Here is an 11,856-nt window from a genome sequence, read left to right as displayed (position 1 = left end):
CAAATGAAAATCTGGCAAACTCAATTACATGATGCCGAGGCCACAGTCGCTTTGGGTGAACAGTTATCTAAGGCTTGCGAGCAAGCTTGTGTTATCTATCTTGAAGGCGATTTAGGCGCCGGTAAAACCACGCTTACTCGTGGTTTTATTCAAGGTAAAGGCCATCAAGGAAAAGTAAAAAGTCCTACTTACACGCTGGTAGAACCTTATCAACTGGCTCAGTGGCAGGTAAATCATTTTGACTTGTATCGCTTAGCTGATCCTGAAGAGCTAGAGTTTATTGGCATTAGAGATTATTTTACAGAAGACTGTTTGTGTTTAGTTGAATGGCCAGAAAAAGGCAGGGGTTTTTTGCCAGAAGCTGATTTGATGGTTGAATTGGCCTATCTCGGAGAGCAGCGAAGTGCCCAGATAAGCGCTTACACCGAGGCTGGAAGAACTATTTTGGAGCGCTTAGATAAACATGAAGTTTAGCTGGTTGTTAAGCCGCGGGATTGGCTTATTGTTGTATTTTGTGTGTGGGCTTGCCTTTGCAGGCTCTAGCGTATCGGGTTTACGAGTTTGGAGTGGGCCTGACAATACTCGCATCGTGCTGGACCTATCGGCTGCTGCTGAATTTAGTCATTTTAATCTAAGCGGGCCGCATCGCTTGGTGGTTGATCTAAAAAGTACCAAAATGGCCGCAGAACTCAGTAAGGTTGCTCTTTCTGGCAAGTTAGTCAAAAAGGTTCGCGCGAGTACACCAAAGAATAAGGGTGACTACCGTATGGTGGTTGAACTTAGCCAAGCGGTAACGCCTGTGGTTTTTGCGCTAAAGCCAACCGGGAATTATGGCCATCGTTTGGTGATCGATTTACCAGATAAAGTGGGAAAAGCTGAGACTAAAAAACAGCAACAGCAAATCTCTAAAACTAAAACCAAACAGCAATTGTCTGGCGATCGCGATATTATTATTGCTATTGATGCGGGTCATGGTGGTGAAGACCCAGGCGCAATTGGTAATCGTAAAACCTATGAAAAAAATGTGACTCTGGCCATTGCTAAACGGGTTCAACGTCTTATTAATCAAGAGCCTGGCCTGAAAGCAGTGTTAGTTCGTCAGGGGGATTACTTTGTTAACCTGAATAAGCGCTCACAGATAGCTCGTCAGAATAAAGCCGATTTTCTCGTATCGATTCATGCCGATGGCTTTACCTCGTCGCAACCGAAAGGAGCATCTGTGTGGGTGGTGTCTAATCGGCGCGCTAAAAGTGAGGTTGGCCGCCATTTAGAAGACCATGAAGCCGAGTCTGATTTACTTGGCGGGGTAGGGGAAGTGATGGGCAGTGTTGAAAATGATGCTCATCTCAACTTTGCACTGATTGATATGCAAATGGATTATTCAATGAATACCGCCTTTGAGGTGGCTAAGCAAGTGTTAGGTGAACTGGGGAAAGTGACGAGTTTACATAAGAAACGCCCTGAACATGCCAGCTTAGCGGTACTCAAATCGCCGGATATTCCCTCTATTTTGGTCGAAGCTGGTTTTATCACTAACCATAAAGAAGAAAAACTTCTCAAGTCGGGTAATCATCAAGAGAAGATCGCCAAGGCCGTGGTTAAAGGCATTAAAACTTACTATAGCGCTAAGCCTTTAGCCGGAACCTTGTACGCACAAACTTACGGTGTGAGAAAGCATACGGTGCAACGTGGTGATTCGTTGTCGGTATTGGCTGCACGTTATAACACCAGCGTTAATGGTTTGAAAAAAGCCAACAAGCTGTCTTCTAATGTTCTTAAAATAGGTCAAGTTCTGACCATTCCAAATAGTTGATGTAATGTCTATTCAAATATTACCGGCGCAGTTGGCCAACCAAATAGCGGCTGGAGAGGTGGTTGAACGCCCTGCTTCAGTGGTTAAAGAACTGATTGAAAACAGCCTAGATGCTGGCGCTACGCGTATCGATGTTGAGATTGATAAAGGCGGCGCGAAGCGTATCCTGATTAGGGATAATGGCAGCGGTATTATCAAAGAAGAGCTGTGTTTGGCTTTAAGTCGTCATGCGACCAGTAAAATAGACAGTTTAGATGGTCTAAATAATATTGCGACTTTGGGCTTTAGAGGCGAAGCCTTAGCCAGTATTAGCTCGGTGTCGCGTTTAAGCTTGAGTTCTCGAACTGTTAATCAAGAGCAAGCTTGGCAAGCACAGGCTGCAGGTCGTGACATGGACGTAAGTTTGCATCCTTGTGCTCATCCAGTGGGAAGCTCTATTGAAGTTCTCGATTTATTTTTTAATACGCCAGCCAGACGTAAGTTTCTTCGTACTGAAAAAACCGAGTTTTCGCATATTGATGAGTTGCTTAAACGTTTGGCATTAAGCCGTTTCGACGTTGCTGTTAGCCTTAAACACAATGGTAAGTTAATACGTCAGTACCGTATGGCTAACGATCGCGATAAACAGCTTAAACGGATTAGCGCTGTACTTGGCGCCCCTTTTGTTCAGCATTGCCTGCATATCAACAATCAGCATGACCAATTACGTTTGCATGGTTGGCTGGGCTTGCCTGATGTGGCTAGAGCACAAAATGACCAGCAGTTCTTCTATGTCAATGGAAGAATGATGCGTGATAAGTTATTGCAGCATGCAATACGTCATGCGTTTTCTGCGTATTTATCCGATGACCAGCACGCCAGTTACGTGTTGTATTTAGAGCTGCCCTTAGATCAGGTTGATGTGAATGTTCACCCCGCAAAACACGAGGTGCGTTTTCATCAGGCTCGTTTAGTCCACGATTATATTGTGCAAGTCTTAGCATCGGCCTTGGCACATATTCCTCAGGGGGCTCACGAGGCATTTGTTGAGCAAGACTTGGTTGATAGTGCTGACGCTTCGACAACCAGTTATTACCATCCTCGTTCAGCCGCTGACTATCAAGTTAAAACGCCAAGTCCCAGTAATTCAGGAGAAGGTCGTCATCAATATCAGTCAAATTTGCATCGTTCGCCACCACCGAGCGTTAATGAATTAGGCGCCAACAACCACTGGTTAGGCAGTACCGCGCAATTTGTTAGCGGCCAACAATCAACGCCGGCGATGTCACCGGCTAAACAAAGCGATGGATTAAGGCCATTGCATCTGCTCGACAAGGGCTACTTGTTAGTCGAGCGTCAGCAACAGCTTATCGTGATTGATTTATGGGCTAGCTTACAACACTTCGCCTTTAAGCAAGCTTTGTCTCAGTGGCAACAAGGCCTTGATAGCGTGCCTTTATTGTTACCACTAAAGCTCAAATTGGACGCTTCGCTAGTGGCCCTGGCGTTGCAGCAGCAACAGGCATTCGCCCGATTAGGGTTTAGCCTCAACCATTTGAATAAAACGCAAGTGATCGTTGGGCAAGTGCCCAAACTATTTAGAAAGGCCGATTTTTCGCAAGTGATTCCCAACTTGTTGCAGGCGATGAGTCAATTACCAGAGAGCGAGTGGCAACAACCTGAAGCCTTGCTCAGCGGCTTAGTGAAATTGCAAGTGAAACCAGAGTCATTTAGTTGGCAACAAGCGGAAGAAAACTGTCAGCAACTTTACGCCGAGTACGTCGATAAATTACCGGAAAACTTGTGGCGAATATTGGATGTTAGTACAACGATAGAGGGTTTTTCTCATGTCTAGTCCTTTACCTGTGATTACGCTGATGGGGCCTACAGCCTCAGGAAAAACAGCTTTAGCTATAGATTTACACCAGCAGTTAGGGTGTGAGTTGGTTAGCGTTGATTCAGCTTTAATATATCGCGGTATGGACATTGGTACAGCGAAGCCGACAGCGCAAGAGCAAGCCAACGCTCCCCATGCCTTGATCGATATTTGTGAGCCAACCGCGGTCTATTCTGCGGCTGACTTTCGTCGAGATGCTTTGTTACAGATTAGTGAGATCCATCAGCGCGGTAATATTCCTCTGCTGGTGGGGGGAACCATGTTGTATTTTAAAGCGCTGGTCGACGGCATCGCTGATTTACCAGAAGCCGATGCTCAATTACGAGCTGAAATACAACAACAGGCTGTAGACAGCTCATGGGACGATTTGCATCGCCAATTAGCGGAGTACGATCCGACCAGCGCAGCAAGGATCAGTGTCAATGATCATCAACGCTTAATGAGAGCAATAGAAGTCTATCGTTTAAGCGGGAAGTCTTTGACTGAGTTAAATAGCCAGCCGGTTGCTAAGTTGCCGTTTAAGGTGCATCAATTTGCTATTACTCCGAAAGAAAAAGTGCAATTACACCATCTGATAGAGCGACGTTTTCATATGATGCTGGAACTCGGCTTTGAAACTGAGGTCAAAGCGCTGATGCAAAGAGGGGATCTCAATTTAGGCTTGCCGTCGATGCGGAGTGTTGGTTACCGACAAATGTGGCAATATCTTAGTGGTGAAATTGATTATGATGAAATGGTATTTCGTGGAATAGTGGCGACTCGGCAGCTGGCTAAGAAACAAATGAACTGGCTAAAAAGTTGGCCCGCACTCACTTGGCTGCAAAGCGCAGACCCAGAAAATAACAAAATAATTATTAATTCACTAAGTGATACTTGAAAATGTCGCTATAAGGCACCAACTTAGTGGTATATAATCGAATTTGATCTATGCCAATTAATTAATAAGAAAAAAGGAACAATAACATGGCGAAGGGGCAATCATTACAAGACCCATTTTTGAATGCGTTACGACGTGAGCGTATTCCCGTTTCAATTTATTTAGTAAACGGTATTAAGTTGCAAGGCCAAGTTGAATCATTTGATCAGTTTGTCATCTTGTTGAAAAACACTGTCAGTCAGATGGTTTATAAACATGCTATCTCTACTGTGGTTCCAGCTCGCGCTGTGCCTCACCATACCCCAGTATCTGACGATTCTAAAAACGACGAATAGCATTTGCGAAGGCTTATTAGCCTTGGTCAATGCCAAGGAGTGAATTAGCTTGTTTGATCGTTATGAAGCAGGTGAACAAGCCGTCTTAGTGCATGTAAATTTTAATGACGAAGATGAGCGTGAAGACCTGCAAGAACTGAAGATGTTAGTCAGTTCTGCAGGCGTTAATTCGGTTGCTACTGTTACCGGTAGCCGAGTATCTCCTCACCCTAAGTATTTTGTGGGGTCGGGGAAAGCCGAAGAAATTGCAGAAATAGTAAAAAGTGCCCAAGCGGATGTGATTATTTTTAATCACGCTTTATCGCCAGCACAAGAGCGAAACTTAGAAATGCTCTGTGAGGCGCGGGTACTTGACCGCACAACCCTCATATTAGATATTTTTGCCCAACGAGCACGTACCCACGAGGGTAAGCTGCAAGTAGAGTTAGCTCAATTACGCCATATGTCTAGCCGTTTGATTCGAGGGTGGACTCACCTAGAACGGCAAAAAGGTGGTATTGGTTTGCGTGGACCTGGAGAAACGCAACTAGAAACCGATCGACGTTTGCTTAGAGCGCGTATAAAGCAGATAACCCAACGCTTAGATAAAGTAGGTAAACAGCGCGAACAAGGGCGTCGAGCCCGACAGCGTGCAGAATTGGCTACGGTGTCTTTGGTTGGTTACACTAACGCGGGTAAGTCTACGTTATTTAACCAAATTACCGAATCTAAGGTGTATGCTGCGGACCAGCTGTTTGCAACACTTGACCCAACCTTGAGAAAGATAGAAATCGAAGATGTTGGTAAGGTGATATTGGCGGATACAGTAGGATTTATTCGCCATTTACCGCATGACCTTGTGGCTGCATTTAAAGCGACCTTAACTGAAACTAGAGAAGCTCAATTGTTATTGCATGTGATTGATTGTAGTGATGAAAGAATGGCTGAAAATGTAGAGCAGGTTGAGGTAGTATTAGAAGAGATTGGTGCGGGCGATACGCCATTTTTGCAAGTATTTAATAAAGTGGATCAGCACCCAGATCTGAGTCCTCGTATTGAACGAGACGAGAATGGTTTACCTCAGAAAGTGTGGGTATCAGCGCTAACGGGAGAAGGCTTGCCTTTGTTGTTTAAGGCAATCAGTGAACGTTTAGTTGGTGATATGGTTAACCACACTTTACGTTTACCGCAGAGTGCAGGGCGCTTGCGTAGTCGTTTATATCAGTTAGACTGCGTAGCAGATGAACGTTTAGACGATAATGGAAACATCGTCATTGATATCCGCTTGGATGCTGTTGAATGGCAGCGTTTGGATAAACAGTTTGATCATAGTTTAGAAAAATTTATTGCTCAATGTGAGTAGGCATTAACTTTAATTTCTGGAGATACAGATGGCCTGGAATGAGCCTGGCAACAAAGGTGGCGGCGGAGATCGAGACCCTTGGGGCAATAACAATAAGAACAAAAGTGGTAATCAGGGTCCACCTGATTTGGATGAAGTGATAACTAAACTTACTCGTAAGTTTGGCGGCATCTTTGGTGGTAATAAAAAACCATCGGTAGGTGGCGACGGCGGTGTGAGTGGATTTGGTATCGGTATTGTTGCTGTTATTTTGGCAGTGATATGGGTAGCAAGTGGTTTCTACACTGTCGCTGAAGCTGAGCGTGGGGTTAAACTTACCTTTGGTAAATACGATGCAGAAGCTGGGCCGGTTGAACCGGGCTTGAACTGGAAAGCAACGTTTATTCAAGATGTCATCTCAGTCGATGTAGAAACGATTCGTTCACTACCCGCTTCTGGTTTTATGTTAACCGAAGATGAAAACGTAGTACGGGTTGAAATGGACGTACAATATCGTGTGGTTGATCCGAAGAACTACTTGTTCAGCGTAACAGCGCCGGATGATAGCTTAGCGCAAGCCACTGATAGTGCTTTGCGCTATGTTATTGGCCACACCACCATGGACGATATTTTGACCACGGGTCGTGAAGTAGTAAGAAGTGAGACTTGGGAGTTACTTGAAGAGATTACCGGCCCTTATAATCTTGGTATTCAAGTTGTCGATGTGAACTTCTTGCCTGCTCGTCCTCCTGAAGAAGTGAAAGATGCATTTGATGATGCTATTTCGGCTCAAGAAGATGAACAACGCTTCATTCGTGAAGCAGAAGCTTATCAACGTGAAATTGAACCTCGAGCTCGTGGTCGTGTTCAACGTATCGAGCAAGAAGCTCAGGGTTATCAAGAGCAAAGCGTATTACGCGCGCAAGGTGAAGTTGCTCGATTTGTGCAACTATTACCCGAGTTTGAAGCCGCGCCAGATGTCACTCGTCACCGTTTGTATTTAGAAACGATGGAAGAGATCTACGCTAAATCGAACAAGGTTCTGATCGACGCATCTAACAATAGCAATATGTTATACCTTCCTATTGATAAACTGATGGAAAGTAGTAAACAGTCATCGCCACGAACGTCGAGCAGTAAGTCACAAGTGAGCTCAGAGCCGGCTACGTCAACTCCATCACGTCCCACTTCGATAAGAAGTAGTGACCGCTCAACTCAAGGGAGAAACTAAGCCATGAAACAATTTGCTATTTTTGGCGCTATATTGGCTTTGTTAGTCGCTTACTCTTCGCTTTTTGTTGTTAAAGAGGGTGAGCGAGGCATTGTTATTCAGTTCGGTAAAGTACAACGTACCGCTGATGGTGAAACCAAAGTGTATCAACCGGGTTTGCAATTTAAAGTCCCGTTTATTGATACCGTTAAGAAGCTAGATGCTCGCATCCAAACCTTGGATGGTAATGCAGATCGCTTCGTGACCTCTGAGAAAAAAGACTTAATTATTGATTCTTACGTTAAGTGGAGAATTGAAGATTTTTCTAAATTCTACCTTTCAACGGGCGGTTCGGTGCTTCAAGCTGAGTCATTGTTGATGCGTAAAATTAATAACGGACTACGTAGTCAAATTGGTTCTCGTACCATTCGTGAAATTGTTTCAGGTGAACGTGGACAAGTCATGGAAGATGCGCTGAAACAGATGGCTCGCTCTTCTGAAATTGGCATTGAAGTGACTGATGTTCGAATTAAACAAATCAACCTGCCAGACGAAGTCAGTAGTAGTATTTACCAACGGATGCGCGCAGAGCGTTTAGCGGTAGCTAAAGAGCACCGTTCGCAAGGTCAGGAGCAAGCTGAAATTATTCGTGCAAATGTAGATCGCCGAGTAAATGTTTTGCTCGCTGATGCTGACAAACGTGGTAAGGAATTACGTGGTGAAGGTGATGCACGCGCTGCAAAAATATATGCAGATGCTTATAAGCAGAACCCAGACTTTTATAAATTCTGGCGTAGCTTACGAGCTTACAAAACGAGCTTCGAGAGTGGCGGGGACGTTATGGTGTTAGAACCTGATAGCGAATTCTTCCGTTTCATGAAAGAACCTAATTCATAATGCAACGAGGGCCCAGATCTCATCTGGGCTTTTTTTATGCAAGATTCAATTTTATTCGCATTGGCTTTAGTCTGTCTTATTGAAGGGCTAGGGCCATTATTATTTCCTAAGCGTTGGAAACAGCTACTAAAATTGATTTCTGAATCGCCAGCAAGCAGTATTCGGCAAATTGGTCTGGTATTGGTGTGCATTGCCCTTGGGCTGTTTTACGTGATTAATCTTTGACCTTAAGGTATAAAATCGGTATAACATGCACCCCTTAACTGTCCGATTTCTGCTAGAATCGCTTTTTAACTGAGACGACAAAAGACAATGGGAAAGAACGTAGTTATCCTAGGCTCCCAATGGGGAGACGAAGGCAAAGGTAAGATTGTTGATCTTCTTACCGATAAAGCAAGCTATGTGGTTCGCTATCAAGGCGGTCACAATGCAGGTCATACCTTAGTTATTGACGGTGAAAAAACTGTCCTCCACCTCATACCATCTGGTGTACTCCGCGACAATGTTACCTGTGTAATTGGTAACGGTGTGGTACTGGCCCCTGATGCGTTATTTAAAGAGATGGCTATGCTCGAAGAGCGTGGTGTACCTGTTAAAGAACGCTTGGTTATCAGTGAAGCATGTCCGCTAATTTTGCCTTACCATGTCGCCTTAGACATGGCTCGCGAAAAAGCCCGTGGTAAGAATGCTATTGGTACGACTGGTCGTGGTATTGGTCCTGCTTATGAAGACAAAGTAGCTCGTCGCGGTTTACGCGTGGGTGATTTGTTTGATATGGAGCAGTTTGCTGTCAAGCTAAAAGAAGTCATGGAATATCATAACTTCCAACTTAATCATTACTATGACGCTCCAAGCGTAAGTTATGAAGACGTGCTTGAGCAAATGACTAAAATGGCGCCGGTACTCATTGCAATGGTAGCCGATGTTACTGATTTGCTCGATCAAGCTCGTCGCCGCGGCGACTCAATCATGTTTGAAGGTGCTCAAGGTACCTTACTTGATATCGATCATGGTACCTACCCATTCGTTACTTCATCGAATACCACTGCGGGTGGCGTTGCTACCGGTAGCGGTTTTGGTCCTCGCCATCTTGATTATGTGTTGGGTATTACTAAAGCTTACACCACGCGTGTAGGTTCTGGTCCGTTCCCTACTGAACTTGATGACGATATTGGCCAACACCTAGGTGTTAAAGGACACGAGTTTGGCGCAACGACTGGGCGTAAACGCCGTTGTGGTTGGCTAGATGCTGTTGCAATGCGCAGAGCGGTACAAATAAATAGCTTATCTGGTATTTGTTTAACTAAGTTAGACGTATTAGATGGTCTAGAAGAGCTGAAGATCTGTACTGGTTACCAAATGCCTAACGGCGATTTGTTGCGTGTACCGCCAATGGCTGCAGAGGGCTATGAAGTTGCTGTACCAGTATATGAAAGTATGCCTGGTTGGTCTGAGAATACCTTTGGTGTTACCGATCGCAGTGAACTGCCTGCCGCAGCTTTAGCTTATATTGCTCGCATCGAAGAGTTACTTGAAGTTCCTGTTGATATTATCTCAACCGGTCCTGATCGTGTTGAAACGATTATCTTGCGTCACCCGTTTGCCTAAATAGGGTAAATAGATGCAATTAAAAAAGGCTGCCATTGGCAGCCTTTTTTGTCGCTGTTATTTATTGTTATGCTGCGCGGTCGGCGGCTATATTCGCTAAGCTCATCAAGGCTTGCTTGTATTCGCTGTCGTCAATAATGCTTAGAGCATCGATGGCTTTCTGCGCTTCGTCTGCGGCACGAGAGCGACAGTATTCTAGCGCATTGGTTTTATCGAGTATCGCTAAGATCGCGTCGAGTTTATCAAGTGAGCCACCTTGCTTAATCGCTTCGGCTATTAGCGCTTTATCGGCGCTGTCAGCCTTCGTCATCGCATAGATGAGCGGTAGGGTGGGTTTACCCTCTGCAAGGTCATCACCAACGTTTTTGCCCATTTCGGCTTCATCGGCAACATAATCAAGTACGTCGTCCATAATTTGAAAGGCGGTACCCAAAAACTTGCCATAATCTTGCATGGCTTGCTCAATGTGTGGGGGCTGATTTCCGATTACAGCTGCCAGACGAGTGGCTGCCTCAAAAAGCTTTGCTGTTTTACAATAGATCACTTCAAAGTAGCGTTGTTCGTCGGTATCTGGGTCATTACAGTTAATCAGTTGTAATACTTCACCTTCGGCAATGACATTAGTTGCATCAGCCAAGATGTCCATCACATGCAAGTTTTTAAGCTGAGTCATTAATTGAAATGAGCGAGAGTATAGGAAGTCGCCAACCAGCACGCTAGCAGCGTTGCCAAACCTTGCGTTGGCGGTATCTTTCCCTCGGCGCAACTCTGATTCATCCACTACATCGTCATGCAGTAAGGTAGAGGTATGAATAAACTCAATGATAGCGGCCAGTTTTATATGTTGTTGCTGTTGATCGCCTAATGCTCTTGCTGCCAATACAGTGAGTAAAGGGCGTATTCGTTTGCCGCCACTATTAACTATATAGAAAGAGATTTGATTTATGAGCGCTACATCTGACTCTAGCTCTTTAAATATGAGCTCGTTGACTGCCGTCATGTCTTGATTTGACAGCGTTTTTATCGCATCCATTTGCATAATTTTTTTGTTAGAGTCTCATGCTGAGAGATCAGCAATTTATTACGATGAATTAATGACAGAATAGTATCTCAATTCTTGCCGCTTAGCAGCTTTAGCTAGGCAAAATTATTAGCCTTGCGTGATTTTTAAACTTTTTTAATTTTCCGCTTGCGAGAACGGATCTTTTTCCGTAGAATCCGCCGTCATTGTTAAGAATTATATACACCTTGAAATACTAGGTGTACAGCGGAGTTTGAAAAAAATGTACGCGGTTATCCAAAGTGGTGGTAAACAACACCGTGTGGCCGAAGGTCAAACACTTCGCCTTGAGAAACTAGACGTTGAGACTGGTGAAACAGTTGAATTTGATAACGTATTACTAGTTGCTAATGGCGATGATGTTCAAGTAGGCGCACCTTATGTAGATGGTACCAAAGTAACAGCTGAAGTTGTTTCTCATGGTCGTGGCGATAAAGTTAAGATCGTTAAGTTCCGTCGTCGTAAGCATTCACGTAAGCAACAGGGCCACCGTCAGTGGTTCACTGAAGTTCGCATTACAGGCATTAACGGTTAATTTAGAGGAATATACTCATGGCACATAAAAAGGCTGGTGGTAGTACTCGTAACGGTCGCGACTCAGAGAGTAAACGCTTAGGTGTTAAACGCTTTGGTGGCGAGTCTGTTTTAGCGGGTAGTATTATTGTTCGTCAACGTGGTACTAAGTTCCACGCGGGCTCAAATGTTGGTATTGGTAAAGACCATACTCTTTTCGCTACTGCTGAAGGCAAAGTGAAATTTGAGGTTAAAGGCGCTAAAAGCCGTAAGTTTGTTAGCATCGTAGCTGAATAAACTACCAACTCAATACTTTAAAAGCCCCGCTTACAGCGGGGCTTTTTTT

Annotated in this window: 13 protein-coding genes; 12 read left to right on the top strand and 1 reads right to left on the bottom strand. The window is 44.5% G+C overall.

The window, feature by feature from the left end; translation table 11 throughout:
- The first annotated feature begins 3 nt into the window (after positions 1-3).
- The 10 genes from tsaE (at position 4) to M0C34_RS17690 (ending at position 9,937) form a co-directional block, all read left to right on the top strand.
- On the top strand, positions 4-474 hold the full coding sequence (gene tsaE, locus M0C34_RS17740) for a tRNA (adenosine(37)-N6)-threonylcarbamoyltransferase complex ATPase subunit type 1 TsaE (protein ID WP_248712994.1): 471 nt from the start codon (positions 4-6) through the stop codon (positions 472-474).
- A complete protein-coding gene (locus M0C34_RS17735; RefSeq protein ID WP_305883139.1) occupies positions 464-1,813 on the top strand; it encodes an N-acetylmuramoyl-L-alanine amidase in 1,350 nt (449 codons plus the stop codon). The genes tsaE and M0C34_RS17735 overlap by 11 nt, the downstream gene beginning before the upstream one ends.
- Positions 1,814-1,817: 4 nt before the next feature.
- Positions 1,818-3,647 (top strand): DNA mismatch repair endonuclease MutL, encoded by a 1,830-nt coding sequence (gene mutL / locus M0C34_RS17725; RefSeq protein WP_248712993.1) that lies wholly within the window; start codon positions 1,818-1,820, stop codon positions 3,645-3,647.
- Entirely contained in the window at positions 3,640-4,566 is a 927-nt protein-coding gene (gene miaA / locus M0C34_RS17720) for a tRNA (adenosine(37)-N6)-dimethylallyltransferase MiaA (protein ID WP_248712992.1), read from the top strand. Before mutL ends, miaA begins: the two co-directional genes overlap by 8 nt.
- A gap of 86 nt (positions 4,567-4,652) precedes the next feature.
- The gene (gene hfq, locus M0C34_RS17715) at positions 4,653-4,901 is read left to right on the top strand and encodes an RNA chaperone Hfq (protein WP_016403748.1); all 249 of its coding nucleotides are present in this window, start codon (positions 4,653-4,655) and stop codon (positions 4,899-4,901) included.
- Positions 4,902-4,950: 49 nt separating this feature from the next.
- A complete protein-coding gene (gene hflX, locus M0C34_RS17710; protein WP_248712991.1) occupies positions 4,951-6,243 on the top strand; it encodes a ribosome rescue GTPase HflX in 1,293 nt (430 codons plus the stop codon).
- Positions 6,244-6,271: 28 nt separating this feature from the next.
- Positions 6,272-7,453, top strand: a complete 1,182-nt coding sequence (hflK, locus tag M0C34_RS17705) for an FtsH protease activity modulator HflK (RefSeq protein ID WP_248712990.1) — start codon at positions 6,272-6,274, stop codon at positions 7,451-7,453.
- A gap of 3 nt (positions 7,454-7,456) precedes the next feature.
- Positions 7,457-8,329, top strand: a complete 873-nt coding sequence (gene hflC / locus M0C34_RS17700; protein ID WP_248712989.1) for a protease modulator HflC — start codon at positions 7,457-7,459, stop codon at positions 8,327-8,329.
- A 36-nt stretch (positions 8,330-8,365) separates the two neighbouring features.
- The gene (locus M0C34_RS17695) at positions 8,366-8,554 is read left to right on the top strand and encodes a DUF2065 domain-containing protein (protein WP_248712988.1); all 189 of its coding nucleotides are present in this window, start codon (positions 8,366-8,368) and stop codon (positions 8,552-8,554) included.
- A gap of 87 nt (positions 8,555-8,641) precedes the next feature.
- On the top strand, positions 8,642-9,937 hold the full coding sequence (locus M0C34_RS17690) for an adenylosuccinate synthase (RefSeq protein ID WP_248712987.1): 1,296 nt from the start codon (positions 8,642-8,644) through the stop codon (positions 9,935-9,937).
- A gap of 67 nt (positions 9,938-10,004) precedes the next feature.
- Here M0C34_RS17690 and ispB read toward each other — a convergent pair whose 3' ends face one another.
- Entirely contained in the window at positions 10,005-10,976 is a 972-nt protein-coding gene (ispB, locus tag M0C34_RS17685) for an octaprenyl diphosphate synthase (RefSeq protein ID WP_248712986.1), read from the bottom strand.
- A 244-nt stretch (positions 10,977-11,220) separates the two neighbouring features.
- On the opposite strand from ispB, the gene rplU reads away from it, so the two are divergent.
- Complete coding sequence (rplU, locus tag M0C34_RS17680; RefSeq protein ID WP_248715663.1) at positions 11,221-11,532, top strand: 50S ribosomal protein L21; 312 nt, start codon at positions 11,221-11,223, stop codon at positions 11,530-11,532.
- A gap of 17 nt (positions 11,533-11,549) precedes the next feature.
- Positions 11,550-11,807 carry a 50S ribosomal protein L27 gene (gene rpmA, locus M0C34_RS17675; RefSeq protein WP_248712985.1) on the top strand — a complete coding sequence of 86 codons (258 nt, stop codon included), beginning with the start codon at positions 11,550-11,552 and terminating at the stop codon, positions 11,805-11,807.
- The last annotated feature ends 49 nt before the right edge of the window (positions 11,808-11,856 follow it).

Source organism: Agarivorans sp. TSD2052, from assembly GCF_023238625.1.
In the GTDB taxonomy this organism is placed as follows: Bacteria; Pseudomonadota; Gammaproteobacteria; order Enterobacterales; family Celerinatantimonadaceae; genus Agarivorans.
This window is presented reverse-complemented; position numbering and strand designations above follow the sequence as displayed.